The 16,339-nt window shown below is 68.8% G+C and carries 14 protein-coding genes; 13 read left to right on the top strand and 1 reads right to left on the bottom strand.

From position 1 onward, the window contains the following. Positions 1 to 58: 58 nt before the first annotated feature. From GCE65_RS15260 to ppdK, 7 genes are all read left to right on the top strand, one after another. Positions 59 to 841, top strand: a complete 783-nt coding sequence (locus GCE65_RS15260) for an SRPBCC family protein (RefSeq protein WP_153878970.1) — start codon at positions 59 to 61, stop codon at positions 839 to 841. Positions 842 to 900: 59 nt separating this feature from the next. Further along, positions 901 to 2,046, top strand: coding sequence for an XdhC family protein (locus tag GCE65_RS15255; protein WP_153878969.1), 1,146 nt, complete (start codon positions 901 to 903; stop codon positions 2,044 to 2,046). Positions 2,047 to 2,148: 102 nt separating this feature from the next. Then, positions 2,149 to 3,138 carry an ABC transporter substrate-binding protein gene (locus GCE65_RS15250; RefSeq protein WP_153878968.1) on the top strand — a complete coding sequence of 330 codons (990 nt, stop codon included), beginning with the start codon at positions 2,149 to 2,151 and terminating at the stop codon, positions 3,136 to 3,138. Between the two features lie 163 nt (positions 3,139 to 3,301). After that, positions 3,302 to 4,069, top strand: a complete 768-nt coding sequence (locus GCE65_RS15245) for an ABC transporter ATP-binding protein (protein WP_194928739.1) — start codon at positions 3,302 to 3,304, stop codon at positions 4,067 to 4,069. Beyond that, complete coding sequence (locus tag GCE65_RS15240) at positions 4,066 to 4,881, top strand: ABC transporter permease (protein WP_153878966.1); 816 nt, start codon at positions 4,066 to 4,068, stop codon at positions 4,879 to 4,881. Before GCE65_RS15245 ends, GCE65_RS15240 begins: the two co-directional genes overlap by 4 nt. Position 4,882: 1 nt before the next feature. Continuing rightward, on the top strand, positions 4,883 to 5,665 hold the full coding sequence (locus GCE65_RS15235; RefSeq protein WP_153878965.1) for an ABC transporter permease: 783 nt from the start codon (positions 4,883 to 4,885) through the stop codon (positions 5,663 to 5,665). Between the two features lie 96 nt (positions 5,666 to 5,761). Next, positions 5,762 to 8,452 (top strand): pyruvate, phosphate dikinase, encoded by a 2,691-nt coding sequence (ppdK, locus tag GCE65_RS15230; RefSeq protein WP_153879312.1) that lies wholly within the window; start codon positions 5,762 to 5,764, stop codon positions 8,450 to 8,452. Positions 8,453 to 8,529: 77 nt separating this feature from the next. Here the strand turns inward: ppdK and GCE65_RS15225 are convergent, their stop codons facing one another. Continuing rightward, the gene (locus GCE65_RS15225) at positions 8,530 to 9,816 is read right to left on the bottom strand and encodes an MFS transporter (RefSeq protein WP_153878964.1); all 1,287 of its coding nucleotides are present in this window, start codon (positions 9,814 to 9,816) and stop codon (positions 8,530 to 8,532) included. 148 nt (positions 9,817 to 9,964) lie between these two features. Here GCE65_RS15225 and GCE65_RS15220 point away from each other — a divergent pair, with 148 nt between their 5' ends. The 6 genes from GCE65_RS15220 to mnhG are packed head-to-tail and all read left to right on the top strand — an operon-like array spanning position 9,965 to position 16,319. After that, positions 9,965 to 12,976 (top strand): Na+/H+ antiporter subunit A, encoded by a 3,012-nt coding sequence (locus GCE65_RS15220; RefSeq protein ID WP_153878963.1) that lies wholly within the window; start codon positions 9,965 to 9,967, stop codon positions 12,974 to 12,976. Further along, complete coding sequence (locus tag GCE65_RS15215; protein WP_152909767.1) at positions 12,973 to 13,446, top strand: Na(+)/H(+) antiporter subunit C; 474 nt, start codon at positions 12,973 to 12,975, stop codon at positions 13,444 to 13,446. The genes GCE65_RS15220 and GCE65_RS15215 overlap by 4 nt, the downstream gene beginning before the upstream one ends. Continuing rightward, positions 13,443 to 14,963, top strand: a complete 1,521-nt coding sequence (locus tag GCE65_RS15210; RefSeq protein WP_152909766.1) for a Na+/H+ antiporter subunit D — start codon at positions 13,443 to 13,445, stop codon at positions 14,961 to 14,963. The genes GCE65_RS15215 and GCE65_RS15210 overlap by 4 nt, the downstream gene beginning before the upstream one ends. Beyond that, positions 14,960 to 15,568, top strand: a complete 609-nt coding sequence (locus GCE65_RS15205) for a Na+/H+ antiporter subunit E (protein WP_152909765.1) — start codon at positions 14,960 to 14,962, stop codon at positions 15,566 to 15,568. Before GCE65_RS15210 ends, GCE65_RS15205 begins: the two co-directional genes overlap by 4 nt. After that, complete coding sequence (locus tag GCE65_RS15200) at positions 15,565 to 15,957, top strand: monovalent cation/H+ antiporter complex subunit F (RefSeq protein ID WP_153878962.1); 393 nt, start codon at positions 15,565 to 15,567, stop codon at positions 15,955 to 15,957. Before GCE65_RS15205 ends, GCE65_RS15200 begins: the two co-directional genes overlap by 4 nt. Continuing rightward, entirely contained in the window at positions 15,954 to 16,319 is a 366-nt protein-coding gene (gene mnhG / locus GCE65_RS15195; RefSeq protein ID WP_152909763.1) for a monovalent cation/H(+) antiporter subunit G, read from the top strand. Before GCE65_RS15200 ends, mnhG begins: the two co-directional genes overlap by 4 nt. Positions 16,320 to 16,339 lie beyond the last annotated feature (20 nt).

Here is a 16,339-nt window from a genome sequence, read left to right as displayed (position 1 = left end):
GATCGTCGGATCGGCGACATCTGGTAACGCGCCTGCAGGCGCCAGGAAGGGAACAGCAATGGACCTCACACACGACTTCACAGTCGGGGCCCCCATCACGCAGACATGGGCCGCGCTGACCGACGTGCCGCGGGTGGCCCGCTGCATGCCGGGCGCCGCTGTCGACGAATCGACCACGGATCCCTACGTAGGCACGGTCACCGTGCGAGTGGGTGCGGTGACTCAGAAGTTCCGCGGAACGATCTCGTTCGCCGAATGCGATGAATCCGCTCGGCGTCTCCGTATGGACCTCGAGGGCCGGGATGTCCGAGGAGCCTCGGGAGCGAGTGCGACGCTCACGATGCAGCTGGGGGACGAGGGGGCGCACTCCACTCGCGTGTCGGTGGTCACGTCGCTCCAGTTGAGCGGCAAGGTCGCGCAGTTCGGCCGAGCAATGCTCGAAGACGTCTCGAACGCGATCCTGACGAAATTCGTCGCAAACCTGGAGGCAGATCTGCGTGGTGCGCCTGCCCCGTCGACGCAGCGACCGGGCGATGTTCACGCCACTCCGAGGCCGCACGAGTCGCCGTCTTCCCTCGAAACGGCCGACGTGCAGTCGACTCGGCCGGGGCAGACCGACCACGCCGGTCCCCCAGCGGCCGCGCGGGCGAAGGACGACGTGCTGGACCTGGGCGGAGCCGTCGGTCCAGTGCTGGTGCGGCGGTACGGCACTGTGGTCTTGGGCGCGGCCGGTCTCCTCGTCGGCCTCTGGGCGCTCATTCGAACTTTCGGTGACCCGAGCGCGCGCCGACGGCGCAAGGAGATCATTCGTCACCTCGAAGCGGGCTGGGAGCGGGCTTAGCCGAGACCTGGACGCTCCTTCACGTCGGTATTGAGCACGCAGGATACGGGAGGCATGTGATGCGGGAGTTGCTGGCCGAGATCGCCGGGTGGGCGGAACCGTTCGCCCTTGCGACCGTCGTCGAGACCTGGCGCTCGGCGCCGCGACTGCCCGGTGCCGCGCTCGCGGTCGATGCTGCCGGCCACGTCATCGGGAGTGTGTCGGTCGGCTGCATTGAAGCCGATGTCTACGAACGCTGCCGTGACACGCTGGCGACCGGTACGCCTCAGTTGGCGAGATATGGTGTCAGCGATGACGAGGCCTTCGCCGTCGGGATGACATGCGGGGGTGAGATCGAGGTGTTCATCGAGCGGATGGTTCCCGGAGTCAGCGACCTGAGGTGGCTGAGGGAGCAAGTCTCCAGCCATCGCCCGGCAGCCCTTGTGACGGTCCTTGAAGGCCCGCAGGCGGGTAGGCACGTGCTGCTGTCCGGAGGGACGCCGGTGGGAGAGGAGCTCCCGCCGGTTCTGCTCGCTCAGATCGGTGAGGCGCTCGGGCGTGCCGGTCGCGACGAGGTGCCTCGTACGTTCCTGCTCGGCGGGAGCGGTGGGGGGCGCAGCCGTGCTCTGATCGAGCCGTTCCTTCCGCCGCCGCAGCTGCTCGTCTTCGGAGGGGTCGACTTCGCTGCATCGCTGGCGACGATCGGCAAGGTCCTCGGATACCACGTCGTGGTCTGTGATGCGAGACCGGTATTCGCCACGAGGGAACGTTTTCCGGATGCCGACGAAGTCGTGGTCGACTGGCCGCATCGGTACTTGGGCAACGCCGCTGTCGATGAGCGAACTGCGATCTGCGTGCTCACGCACGACGCCAAGTTCGATGAACCGCTGCTGGAGTTGGCGGTTGAACTGCCGGCGGGGTACATAGGCGCCATGGGGAGTCGGCGAACTCATCGCGAACGGTCTGCTCGGCTGCGCGCGAGGGGAGTGACCGACGCTGCCCAGGCGCGTATCCATTCACCGATCGGGCTGGATCTGGGTGGCCACACCCCCGCCGAGACGGCGGTCTCGATCATGGCGGAGGTTGTGGCGACTCGACGTGGCGGGCAAGCCGGCGCGTTGAGTGGTCGAGACGGTGCCATCCATGCACACCGCGATGGTGGCGCCGCAAGTGTCCTCCTCAGTGAGTTGGCTGTTGTCGGGGTGGCGTGCTCCGCGCGAGGGTGACGACGCAGTCGTGCCCGGGCGGGGTTGACAACCTTGAACGATTATAGCTAACATTTTACTGTAACGCGGATCCGCGACGACGATGTCGAGAGAGGCCTCACTATGCGCACGAAACTGATCACGGCTACGTTTGCGGGCTCGCTTGTCCTGGCACTAGGTGCCTGCGGCTCGTCCGACTCGTCCGGAGCGGACGGGCTCACCCCTGTTGATATCGGCCTTGCTGTGGAAAAGGACGGTGCGAACATGGCGCTGGTGATCGCCGACGAGCAAGGCATCTACGAGAAGTGCGGACTGGATGCCACCATCACCTTCTTCCAGGGTGGCGGTGCGCTCATGCCCGCACTCGCTGCCGGTGAGGTGGGATACGGCTGGGTGGCAACCACCGCCGTGGTCTCCGCAGTCGAAGAGGGCGCTGACATCAGTACGATCGCCGAGGTGAACCGTACTGCGGCCGGCTGGGGACTCGTGGTCGCAGAGGACTCGCCCATACAGACGCTGGACGACCTCCAGTCGGGTGCGACCATCTCGTTCACTTCCGAGGGTGCACTCTCGCAGTGGTTCGCGCTGTGGTCCATGCAGCAGGCCGGCCTCTCCGCGGACGACATGACAGGTGTGCCCCTCGGCGGCTCCGTGCCCGCCATCGGTAGCGCCTTGGACAAGGGAGACATCGACGCAGCGGTCGTGCTCCTGCCGTGGGGTCACATGCTCGAGGACGACGGCAAGCGCTGGGTCTCGAGATATGACGAGGAACTCCCCGACTTCAGCTTCACGGGCATTCACGCCGGGGCCGACGCGCTCGAAGACGAAGCCACGGCCGCGAAGGTGGTCGGGGCCTATGTCGAGGCGGTCGCATGGCTCGAGGAGAACCCAGGGGAAGCAAAGGAGTTCATATCCCGGTTCTACGACCTGGACGCAGAGAAGGCACAGGTGGTCTACGACCTCGTAGTGCCGGACTACAACCCGACGGGGCAACTCGACCCGCAGCGGCTTCAGTCGATGCTCGACACGGTGGGCGAGATTCCGGGATTTGTCGAGGGAACTCTCGCGGCAGACCAGATTCTGCACCAGGTGGAGCCCGCAACCTGCTCATGACTGGCCGGGTCCCGACTGCTGCGCAGCAGGTCGGGCCGCGCACCTCGCATGCGAAGGAGAACCAATGACGGACAACGACGTGGCACTACCCCTCAAGGAATGCAGGCGGGATCCCGGCACAGACCCGGGCCACGGCGCCGACCGGAAGCAGCTCGGTCGGATCGTGGTCGAGAACGTCTCGAAGACCTACGTCACGAAGACCGATCGAATCACCGCTCTCGACGACGTGTCCTTCAGTATCGAGCCCGGTGAACTGGTGTCACTCGTGGGCGCCTCAGGCTGTGGAAAGTCGACGTTGCTGCGCATCATCGCCGGGCTCTCCCGGGCCTCCGAGGGCAGCGTATCTGTCGCCGGTACCACGGTGACCAAGCCGAACCCGGGATCGGTCGCGGTGGTGTTCCAGGAGGACGCACTGCTGCCCTGGTACACGATCGAAGAGAACGTGGGGCTGGGCCTCCTGGCGCGCGGCGACCGTCGGGCAGACATCCGCAGGGCCGTCGCGATGGCCATGGATCAGGTCGGTCTCGGACAGTTCGCTCGGGCCTACCCGAGGGAGTTGTCAGGGGGGATGCGCCAGCGCGCGGCGCTCGCGCGGGGCCTCGTGATGGAACCGGAGGTCATGCTGCTGGACGAACCCTTCGCGGCACTGGATGAACAGACCCGGAATCTCATGGGCCAGGAGCTGCGCGCACTGCACTCTCGGATCGGTGGAACCATGATCATGGTGACGCACTCGCTCACCGAGGCCGTCCTCCTCTCGGACAGGGTGGTCGCCCTGTCGTCCCGGCCGGGACGAGTGCGCACGGTGCTGCCCATCGACCTGCCTGCGCTGAGGCCGGTGGAGTTGATCGACGAACCCGAGTTCGGCGTCCTTCGAAATGAGCTCTGGCAGCAGCTCGAGGGTGACTGGCGCAGAAGCGAGCGGTCATGAGTCGAACCCTGGATGTCGGGCACGGGGCGCGGCCGCTCGAGGATCAGTCGATCCGCACGCGGCGGACGGTCCCACTCTCAGCGCAGATCGGCGTGGTGCTCCTCGCAGTTCTGGGCCTATGGGAGCTGCTCTCTCGGACGGAGGTCATCGACCCGCGGCTGTTCTCCTCGCCGACGGGGATCGTGCAGGCGTTCTTGGAACTGCAGGCTGCAGGCGAGATATGGCACCACGTGGGCGTCACAGTCGTGGAGCTGCTGCTGGCCACCGTGATCTTCACGGTGGCGGGCACGCTCCTGGGGATCGTGCTCGGGCTGAGCCCGCTAGCGTTCGAGGTGACCTACGGGCCGATCGCCACGCTGTTCGCGTTCCCGAAGGTGACCCTGTTCCCGATCTTCATCATGGCAGTCGGCCTGGGAACGACATCCAAGGTTCTCTTCGGTGCGGTCTTCGGCGTGTTCCCACTCCTCATGGGGATGATGGTGGCCGTGCGCGGGATCCGGGCGCTGCATCTACAGCTCTTCGACGCCATCGGGGCGTCGTTCTGGTTCCGGTGTTCGCGGCTGTTCGTGCCCTCGACGCTGCCCGCCATGGTCTCTGCCCTCCGGATCGGCTTCGTCTACGCGGGCATCGGCGTCCTCCTGGCGGAGATGTTCGCCGCCGTCAGCGGTCTCGGAAATCGGATTGTCGGTGCCGGCTATCAGAGCACGCTCGATCAGTTCTGGGTGTACGTCGTGCTCACGTCCGTGATCCTCCTCGCCGGGGCCGGTGCGCTCCGCGCCCTAGAGATGCGGCTCAGCCGCTGGAGTGATTGAAATGACCGAAGGATTCGTCAGCCCGACACGCAAGCTGTTGTGGCAGGCCGGGCTGCTCGCGCTGATTGCGGCCTTCTGGCAGTTCGGCCCTGCAATGTTCGACATCAGCCCTTTGACGTTGCCCCGTCTCTCGGACTCTCTCGCTGCGGCCGCCGGCCCCCTCACCGGCGATGGCACCCTTGTCGGCAATGCGCTCGTCACGCTTGTCGAGGTGACTGCAGCATTCGTCATCGCCGGGGTCCTGGGCATCGCGGTCGGCCTGGTCATCGGCAGCATCGAACCTGTTCGGCGGGTGGCCACCCCGCTGCTCATGGCAGCGTTCGCCGTGCCGCTGATGGTCCTGATACCGCTGTTCCTCGTGGGCATGGGCCTGGGCATCTCATCCAAGATTGCCTTCGGCGCCGTCTACGCATTCTTTCCGGCGGTATTCAACACGGTCGTCGGTGTCGGTAGCGTTCAGGAGACGCACCTCTCGGTGGCACGGGCGTTCGGCCTGTCACGACTCGACACGATGCGCAAGGTCGTGGTGCGGTCCGCGGCGCGGAACATCATGAACGGCCTACAAATGTCGATCTCGATGGCCATCATCGCCGTACTGAGCATCGAGATGTTCGGTTCCGTCGCGGGTCTGGGGTACCTGATCCAGCGGGCGGGGCACCGCATGCGTATCGACGAGGTGTACGGCCTGATACTCGTGGTCCTGGTCATCGCCATCGCATTGCTGGCGGTGGTCAAACTCCTCGGACGGGCCGTCAACGTCCGGCTCGAGGCGTCGATCGATTGAGTACCTGCTCCCGTCGACGACGTTGACGTGGAGGGGCCGCGTCTCGAGCACGTGAGTCCCGAGATCGACATGTGGAACGACGAAGGGGTCGGCAGGATGCACTACGTCTACAGGTTCAGCGAAGGCAGCAAGGAGCTGCGCGATGTGCTCGGCGGTAAGGGAGCCAACCTGGCCGAGATGACCAACCTCGGCCTGCCGGTCCCACCGGGGTTCACGATTTCCACGGCCGCCTCGCGTGCCTACCTCACGGACGGGATTCTGCCGCCGGAATTGCGAGTCGAGGTGACGACGGCGCTCCGGGCCGTCGAGGACGCGATGAGCCGTCGGCTCGGCGACTTCCACGATCCGCTGCTGGTCTCCGTGCGCTCCGGCGCGCAGCACTCGATGCCCGGCATGATGGACACGGTCCTGAACGTCGGGTTGAACGACGCGGCGGTTCAAGGACTCGCCGAATCCTCCGGGGACGAACGTTTCGCGTGGGACTCCTACCGACGCCTGATCCAGATGTTCGGTAAGACTGTTCTCGGCGTACCCGACGCGGTCTTCGTGGATGAATCGAACCGGATGAAGGCACTGCATGGGATGGACGGCGAGGCGGACCTCGACGCAGGCGCGTTGCGGGAACTCGTGCATCGGTACAAGGAGCTGGTACGCGGGGAGTGTGGCCGCGAATTTCCGCAACATCCGCGGGAGCAACTCGACTTGGCGATCGAAGCGGTGTTCAAGTCCTGGAACTCTGAACGCGCGCAACTGTACAGGCGTCGCGAACGAATCCCGCACGATCTGGGCACCGCGGTCAATATTCAGGCGATGGTGTTCGGGAATCTGGGTGCCACCTCGGGTACGGGGGTCGCGTTCACACGCGATCCGTCGTCCGGCCGGCCGGGAGGATATGGGGACTATCTGCCCAATGCGCAAGGTGAGGACGTCGTCTCCGGGGTTCGCAACACCCTCGCTCTCGAGGAACTTGCGGAGCTGGACGAGGAGGCGTATCGCGAACTGCTCACCGCCATGCGCCGGCTGGAGACTCACTATCGGGACCTGTGCGACATCGAATTCACGATCGAGCGCGGGAAGCTCTGGCTCCTGCAGACCAGGGTGGGTAAGCGCACGCCCTCGGCCGCCTTCCGGATCGCCACGCAGCTCGTCGACGAGAGCCTCATCACGATGGACGAGGCCCTGACACGCGTCAGTGGTGCGCAGTTGTCACAACTCTTGTTCCCCCAGTTCGATTCCCTGCTGCCGCGTACGCCATTGACCGTGGGGATGGGCGCCTCCCCGGGGGCGGCCGTCGGAGAGATCGCGTTCACGAACGACGTCGCGATACGGAGGGCGGGGGAGGGGGCATCGGTGATTCTGGTCCGGCGCGAAACCAATCCGGACGACCTGCATGGCATGCTCGCAGCCCGCGGGGTACTCACCGCCCGTGGTGGCAAGACCTCCCATGCCGCAGTCGTCGCCCGGGGCATGGGCACCTGCGCAGTCGTCGGCGCCGAGGAACTGCAGATCGATCCGGTGGGACGCACGATGAGGGTCGCCGACATGGTTCTGTCCGAAGGGGACACGATCTCCATCGACGGGACGACGGGTGAGGTCTTCGCCGGACAGGTCGACGTCGTCGACTCCGCCGCCATGGTCTATGTGGAGCAGGGCTTGGAGAGCGCCCTGGTTGCGGCAGACTCGAACAGTGCCGAGCTCGTCACGTCGCTACACCGGCTGCTCGACCACGCGGATGCCCGGCGCCGAATGGGTGTGCGGGCTAATGCGGACAACCGCGTGGATGCTCTCAAGGCGCGCGATCGGGGAGCCGAGGGCATTGGCCTGTGCCGCACGGAGCATCAGTTCCTCGGGGACCGCCGCGGCCTGGTCGAGGCGCTCGTGCTCGCGGGGTCCCCGGCGGCAGAGGAGGCGGCACTCGAGGCGCTGCTGCCCGTGCAGCGAGACGCCGTCGTCGAGGTCTTGGAGGCCATGGACGGCCTGCCCGTCACGATCCGGCTACTGGATCCCCCACTGCATGAGTTCCTCCCAGACCTGGTCGACGTCGCGGCCGCAGCGGCCGTGGCCGCAGAGCGCGGTGACGACGATCGGGATCGCGCTGCGCTCGTCTCCGTCCTGCGAGAGCACCGGGAGCTGAATCCGATGCTCGGCATGCGAGGTGTGCGCCTCGGGCTCAAGATCGAGGGACTGCTGCGTATGCAGATCCGCGCCATCTGCGAGGCGACGGATATCCGGCTGGATGCAGCCGGAGACCCACGCCCGGAGATCATGGTCCCACTGGTCGGCTCCGTGCGTGAGCAGCAGATCGTTCGCGACATCTGCCGCGAACTGTTTCCGAGCATCAGAGGCAGGTCGGTACCGATCGGCTGCATGATCGAGCTACCGCGCGCCGCGCTGACGGCCTACCGCATCGCGGAGGAAGCCGACTTCTTCTCCTTCGGAACCAATGACCTGACCCAGACCACCTGGGGCTTCAGCCGCGATGATGTGGAGGCAACGTTCTTCCCGACCTATCTGCGCAACGGGGTGCTGACGATCTCCCCGTTCGAGACGATCGACGCCGATGGTGTGGGCGTGCTCGTCGAGGCAGGCGTCGCCGGGGGCCGCCGCACGAAGCCGACACTTCCGATGGGCGTGTGCGGCGAACATGGTGGTGACCCGGAGTCGATCCGCTTCTTCCACGATATCGGGCTCGACTATGTCTCCTGCTCCCCCTACCGAGTGCCGATCGCGCGGCTGGAGGCGGGGCGAGCGGCGGTGCTCAGCCCGAGAGGCGAGCGGGAGGCGTAGTCATGCGCGGCCACGCATGGATGATGCTCGGCCGAGGCCATGCGCGCATGGGGCAGTCGGTGCACGGCTGGGGGCGATCAATTGGAGCCGGGGTGTATTCCTGTGGTGGCGCTCAGCAACGAGCGTCGGCCAGCGTATGCGCCGGTCAGAACGACACCCGCACTCGCTATGGCGATGACGCCGAGGACTGCCAGCGGGTCCCACGCCTGCACGAGTCCCGCTATGAACAACGCAAGTGCTGAGACCCCGTATCCGACGCCTTGAGCCATGGCGGATACGTGCTTGGCGGTGGCTATATCCGAGGCCCGTCCGGCGATCAGGGTCAAAGCTACGACGAACGCGACGCCGGTGCCGAGGCCGGTCAGCGCGACCCAGGGCACGACGATGCCGGGTGCCAGCAGTAACCCGATCGCGGCAGTGCCATACAGTATCCCGGGGAGTACGGCCGCGACGCGCTGGTCCCCACCGATCCGCATGAGGGCGGGGGCCGCGAGGTTGCCGACCACGCCGGCGACCTGGAGGATGAACATGTGCCAGCCGGCGGCCACCGGGTCCACGCCGAGCTCCTGCTCCACGGTCGGCAGCCACGTGAGGGCCACGTAGAACACGCTCGACTGCACGCCCATGTAGACCGAGATCTGCCAGGCCGTCGCGCGTCGCCACACGCCCGCCCCACCCGCCTTCTGCGCCTTCTGGGCCCGCTGCTCCTTCTGCGCAGGGTGCGCTGGGCGCTCTGCACTCGCGGTACCCGCCGCGCCGACCGGCAGCACGCCGCCGGCGCCGGGTGACCGGGCGCGGAGGGCGCGCGCCGTCCAGAAGCACAGCCCGGCGAACGTGAGGATCGCCCACACGCCGAGCGAGAATCGCCAACTCAGCCGCGAGCCCTCCGCGAGCGGCACGGCCAGCGCCGCGGCGAGCCCGGCGAAGATCCCCAGCACGGCCACGTAGACGGCGGTCACGAGGGCCGTGGACCGCGGGAAGGAGGTCTTGACGATCACCGGCACGACGACGTTCCCGACCGCGATCGCCGCCCCGATGAGCACGGTCCCGATCCACAGGTTCGCGCTCGGGCCGGGCCAGGAGCGCAGCACGGTCGCCACGGTCAGGAGGGCGAGGGCCCCGGCCGTGGTGCGTTCCACCCCGAAGCGCTGCACGAGCGGGGCCACGACCACCGCGACGATCCCGAACACGGCCACCGGCAGCGCGCCGAGCAGCCCGAGCGCGGAGGCGTCGAGCGCGAGGTCGTCCCCGAGCAGTGGCAGCACGGGCCCGACCGAGGTGATCGCGGGCCGCAGGTTGATCGCCACGAGGAGGATCCCGAGCAACGGCAGGACCATGCCGGCACGACGGCGTTGTTCAGGCATAATGGCCCGATCCTAACGGGCCGCCGCCGCGGAGCGCCTCCGGGAGGGACCGCGGCGACCGGATAGACTGAAACCGCTTCGTTGCGGGTGAACACGGGTTGGCCCGCGGCATTCGGCCACCCACATTCACGCCCACCCCGGAGCGGACGTGCTGCAGCTTCTCATCGCACACCTCGTCGCGGCTCTTGTCGCGCCGTGGCTGATGGGGCGGCTGGGGCGCAAGGGGTTCCTCGTGCTGGCGCTCGTGCCGGGTTCGGTGGCGATCTGGGCGCTCGCGAACACGGCCCGCGTGCTCGACGGGCGCGGGCCCGCGGTCCAGGTCGAGTGGGTCTCCTCCCTCGGGATGAACCTCGACTTCCGCCTCGACGTGCTCTCCTGGCTCATGATGCTGCTCGTCGGCGGCATCGGCTTCTTCGTGCTCGCCTACTGCGCCTGGTACTTCGCCTCCGGCGCCAAGGCGCTGGGCCGATTCGCGGCGATCTTCGTGGCCTTCGCCGGCACGATGCTCGGGCTGGTCACCACGGACAACACGATCGTGCTCTACGTGTTCTGGGAACTGACCACGGTGTTCTCCTACCTGCTCGTGGGGCATTATTTCGAGCGCAAGGGCTCGCGCCGCGCGGCCATGCAGGCGATCATCGTGACGACCTTCGGCGGCCTGGCCATGCTCGCCGGCATCGCGATCCTCGGCGAGGCCGAGGGCGGCTCGTACTCGATCAGCGAGCTCGTGGCGAACCCCGTGGACTCCCCGCTCGTGCCGGTGGCGCTCGCGTGCCTGCTCCTCGGGGCGCTGAGCAAGTCGGCGCAGGTGCCGTTCCACTTCTGGCTGCCGTCGGCGATGGCCGCCCCGACGCCCGTCTCCGCGTACCTGCACGCGGCCGCGATGGTCAAGGCGGGCGTGTACCTGGTGGCCCGGTTCGCGCCCGGCTACGCCGACGATCCCGTGTGGCGCTGGCTCGTGCTCGGCCTCGGCGCGACCACCCTGATCATCGGGGGGTACCGGGCCCTGCGCCAGGACGACCTCAAGCTCCTGCTCGCCTTCGGCACGGTCTCCCAGCTCGGCTTCCTCATCCTCCTCGTGGGTCAGGGCGACCGCGCCGTGGCCCTCGCCGGCCTCGCCCTCATCGGCGCCCACGCGATGTTCAAGGCCGCCCTGTTCCTCACGGTCGGGGCGATCGACGCCGCCGCCGGCACCCGGGACGTGCGCGAGCTGTCCGGCCTCGCCCGGCGACTGCCGTGGGCCACGATCCCGGGGGTGCTCGCCGTCTGTTCGATGGTCGGGTTGCCGCCGACCGCCGGCTACGTGGCCAAGGAGGCCGTGCTCGAGGCGCTCGCGGGCACCGCCGATCCCGCGGGGATCGTGCTCCTCGTCGCCGTGGTCGTCGGCTCGGTCCTCACCTTCGCCTACGGCATGCGGTTCCTGTGGGGTGCCTTCGCCGCGAAGCCGGGCATCGCGCCGACCCCGCTCACCCCGGAGGCACCCGGGCTGTTCGTCTCGCCGAACGTCCTCGCCGTGGCCGGGCTCGTCGCGGGCCTCCTGCCCGGGCTCGGCGAGCGCCTCCTCGGGCCCTACGCCGCCACCTACGCGGCCGGGGAGCCGGGCCACCTCACGCTCTGGGGCGGGTTCGGCCTGCCGCTCGCGCTCACGGCGGTCGTCATCGGCGTGGGGACGGCGCTCGCGGCCGGGCGTAGGCACGTCGAGCGGGCGCAGGGCGCCGTCGCGGGCGGGCCCGACGCGGACCTGACCTATCGCGGCCTCATGCGCCGCCTCGACCGGGTGGCCGTGACGATCACCGCGCGCACTCAACGCGGTTCCCTGCCGCTGTACCTCGCGCTCATCCTCATCACGACGGTCGCGCTCGCCGCCGGGACCCTCCTGGCCGGCGGGGTCCGCCCGGACGAGGTCCGGCCGTGGGACAACCTGCCCCAGGCCGTCATCGTCGTCGTCATCGCGATCGGTGCGATCCTCACCGCCCGGTCCCGGCGCCGGCTCAAGGCGGCGGTGCTGCTCGGGATCACGGGCTACGGGGTGGTGAGCCTGTTCGCCCTCCACGGTGCGCCGGACCTCGCGCTCACGCAGGCGCTCGTGGAGACCGTCACCCTCGTGGTGTTCATCCTCGTGCTGCGGCGCCTGCCCCCCTACTTCTCCCACCGGTGGCTCCGCGGGGACCGGTGGTGGCGCGTGCTCGTGGCCGTCTCGGTCGCGCTGCTGGTCATGTACCTGGCCCTGACCGTGCCGGCGTTCCGGATCGCCGAGCCCATCTCGACCGCGTTCCCCGACGTCACCCTCGACTTCGGCTACGGCCGGAACATCGTCAACGTCACGCTCGTGGACACCCGCGCCTGGGACACGATGGGAGAGATCTCCGTGCTGCTCGTGGCCGCGACCGGGGTCGCCTCCCTCGTGTTCATCCGGTCCCGTTCCGGGCACGTGGACCGGGCCCGCGACCTGGCCGAGGCCCGGCCCGACGCCGCCGCCGCGCGGGACCCGCGCGGCGTGTACTGGCGGACGCCTCCGGGCGAGCTGCGTGCCGGCCGCGGGCGGCGCTGGCTCGCCGGCCCGCAGGGCATGACCCCGTACCGCCGGTCCGTCATCCTCGAGGTGACGACCCGGTTCGTGTTCCACACGATGCTCGTGTTCAGCCTGTTCCTGCTGTTCTCGGGGCACAACGCGCCCGGTGGGGGCTTCGCCGGCGGCATCGTCGCCGGGATCGCGCTCACGCTGCGGTACCTGGCCGGCGGGCGCTACGAGCTGGGGGAGGCGGCCCCGGTGCTTCCCGGTGCGCTGCTCGGCGGCGGCCTGTTCCTCTCGGTCGGTGCCGGGATCGTGCCGATGTTCTTCGGGGGCCAGATGCTCCAGTCGTTCAAGCTCGACCTCACCGCGCCGATCTTCGGTGACATCCACCTCGTCTCGACCCTCGTGTTCGACGTCGGGGTCTACCTCGTGGTCGTCGGACTCGTGCTCGACATCCTCCGCTCCCTCGGGGCGGAGGTCGACCGCCACGGCGAGGCCGCCGGCCAGTCCGCCCCGGAGATCCCGCACGACTCGCCCCGCGTGACCGCCGACGACGCCCGCCCACCCGCGGTCGCCGCGTCGTCCGCGCCGCCGGCAGCCCCGCCGTCCGCCCCGCCGTCAGCCCCTGGAGGAGATGCGACATGACTCCCAGCCTCGCGCTCGTGGTGGCCGTCGGCGTGCTCGTCGGCACCGGCGTCTACCTCCTGCTGGAACGGAGCCTCTCCCGGGTCATCATCGGCATCGCGCTCATCGGCAACGGCGTCAACCTGCTCTTCCTCATCGCCGGCGGCCGGGCCGGCGGCCCCCCGCTCAACGGCTCCGGGCCGGCGGAGGACATGGCCGATCCCCTCCCGCAGGCGATGGTGCTCACCGCCATCGTCATCACCCTCGGCCTCACCGCCTTCGTGCTCGCGATGGCCTATCGCTCCTGGCAGCTGCACGGCCACGACGAGGTGCAGGACGACCTCGAGGATCGCCGGCTCGCGGCCCGACTGCTCGAGGGCGCCGAGGTGGACACCCGCACCGACGACTCCGACCTGGAGACAGAAGCGGCCGAGGCGAGGGACGAGACCGAGGAGAGCGACGTCGTCGGAACGCAGGAGGGGAAGCGATGACCTGGCTCATCCCGCTGCCCGTCGTCGTCCCGCTCGTGAGTGCGGGCCTCGCGCTCGCGCTCGGCCGGCGGTCCAAGGCGCAGGGCGTCATCTCGGTCGCGGCGATCACGATCATGCTCGTGACCTCCGCCGCGCTCGTCGTGCTGGCCGAGACCGAGGGGCCGCAGGTGATGAGCGTCGGCGGCTGGGACGCGCCGATCGGGATCGCGCTCGTGGCCGACCGGCTCTCGGCGCTCATGCTCCTCGTCTCGGCGATCGTCATCCTGTGCGTGCTGCTGTACTCCCTGGCCGAGGGGCTGCAGGAGGGCCACGAGGGCGCGCCGGTCGCGATCTATCACCCGACCTATCTCGTGCTCGCGGCGGGCGTGGCGAACGCGTTCCTGTCCGGGGACCTGTTCAACATCTACGTCGGCTTCGAGATCCTGCTCGCGGCGAGTTTCGTGCTGCTGACCCTCGGGGGCACCGGGGAGCGGATCCGGGCCGGGTCGATCTACGTCGTGGTCTCGCTGCTCAGCTCGGTGCTGTTCCTCATCGCCATCGCGCTCATCTACGCCGCCACCGGCACCCTGAACCTGGCCCACCTGTCCGTGCGGCTCGGCGAGATCGATCCCGACATCGCCTTCGTGCTCCAGGCGATGCTGCTCATCGCGTTCCTCATCAAGGCCGCGGTGTTCCCGATGTCGGCGTGGCTGCCCGACTCCTATCCCACGGCGCCCGCCCCGGTCACCGCGGTCTTCGCGGGACTGCTCACGAAGGTCGGCGTGTACGCGATCATCCGCACCCAGACCCTCCTCTTCGACGACCCCCGGATGGACCGGCTGCTCATGATCGCGGCGCTCGTGACGATGGTCATCGGGATCATCGGGGCCGTCGCGCAGGACGACCTCAAGCGACTGCTCTCGTTCACCCTCGTGAGCCATATCGGCTACATGGTCTTCGGGATGTCGCTCGCCAACCAGGCGGGCCTGTCGGCGGCGATCTTCTACGTGATCCACCACATCACCGTGCAGACGGCGCTCTTCCTCGTGGCCGGGCTCATCGAGCACCGCAGCGGCACCACCTCGCTCGAACGGCTCGGCGGGCTCGCGAAGTTCGCCCCGGCGCTGGCGATCGTGTTCTTCGTGCCGGCGATGAACCTCGCCGGGATCCCGCCGATGTCGGGGTTCCTGGGCAAGATGGGGCTGATCGAGGCGGGGGCGGCCGTGGGCAGCGGCCTCGCCTATGCGACGGTCGCGGCGGCATTATTGACGTCGTTGCTCACCCTCTACGCGATCGTCAAGGCATGGAACAAGGCGTTCTGGCAGTCGGCCCCGGCGGACCTGCCGCGCAATCACGTGCCGCGGTCGATGTTCGGCCCCACGGCCGTGCTCGCCTCGCTCGGCCTGATCATCGCGGTCGCGGCCGGGCCGCTCTACAACTACACCGATCACGCCGCCGCCGACCTGACGGCCCGCAGCCCCTACATCACGGCCGTGCTCGGCGGCGCGGGTGACCTGACCGCGGAGGAGGGCGGATGAGCCCCGCCACCCATCCGCGCCCGCAGGAGGTGAGCCGCCGCTGGTGGACCCGGTGGCCGATGGCGCTGTGGCTCACGGTGGTCTGGGTGCTGCTGTGGGGGTCGTTCACGCCCGGGAACATCGCCGCCGGCCTCGTGCTGGCCGTGCTGACGATGTGGCTGCTGCCCATGCCGAAGGTCGGCTTCGACGGCCGGGTCTGGCTGCCGGGCGTGTTCGTGCTGCTGTCGAGGTTCGCGTGGGAGGTGGTCGTGGCCTCCTACCAGATCGCCTCCTACGCCCTCCGGCGCGATCCCACCCCGCACGGGGCGGTCGTGCGGGTGCGGCTGCGGACCCACTCGGATGTGCTGCTCACGATCACCGCCCAGTTCACCTCGCTCGTGCCGGGGTCCGTGGTCGTCGAGGCGCACCGGCTCAGCGGCGTCGTGTACGTGCACGTGTTCGACGCCGAGATCTCCGGCGGGATCGAGGCGGCGAAGGCCACCGTGCTCGAGCAGGAACGGCGGATCATGTACGCGCTGGCCTCCGACGCCGAGATCGAGGCCGCCGGCTATCCGCCGCGCGGGGTGTTCCGGGTGGCCAGGCCGCGGGAGGGAGCGAGGGAATGAACGAGATCGTCATGATCGTCTGCGGGGTGCTGCTCACGGCCGCCGCGCTCACCGTGCTGTTCCGGCTCGAACGCGGCCCCTCGATGCTCGATCGCATCGTGGCCCTCGACGTGCTCGTCGCCGTGGTCATCGCCACGCTCACCATCTGGTCGGCGTGGACGGGCCGGCGGGACCTCACGGTGATCCTCGTGGTGCTCGCCTCGGTCGGCTTCATCGGCTCGGTCACCCTCGCCCGGTTCGCCGCCGTCGATCCACCCTCCGTCGAGGACGCCGAGGCGGCGCGGATCGAGGCCGTCCGGGAGCGGCTCGCCCGCGTGCGCGCGCGGATGGAGTCCGAGCAGCGTGACGCCCGGCGCCGGATGGGTCCCGAGGGGAGGCCGCGCGAATGATCGACCAGATCATCGAGGTGCTCGCCGCGATCTGCTTCATCACCGGCAGCCTGCTCACCCTCGTCGCGGCGATCGGCCTCGTGCGCTTCCCCGACCTGCTGTCGCGCATGCACGCCGCCACGAAGCCCCAGGTACTCGGCATCACGCTGCTCATGAGCGGGCTCGCGCTCTCGTTCCAGGAGGTGCAGGTCGCCTGGAAGGTCGTGCTCGTCGTGGCCCTGCAGATGATCAGTTCACCGGTCTCGGCGCACCTCGTGGGCCGCTCGGGCTACCGCACGAAGAAGATCCCCTCCGACCTGCTCATCGTGGACGAACTGCGCGACGACCTCGACGCGGCCCGGGAGCCGGACTCCTCCAGCTGACGGCCGCGGGCCGCCGCCCC

The organism is Pseudactinotalea sp. HY158, assembly GCF_009660225.1.
GTDB lineage: Bacteria > Actinomycetota > Actinomycetes > Actinomycetales > Beutenbergiaceae > HY158.
This window is presented reverse-complemented; position numbering and strand designations above follow the sequence as displayed.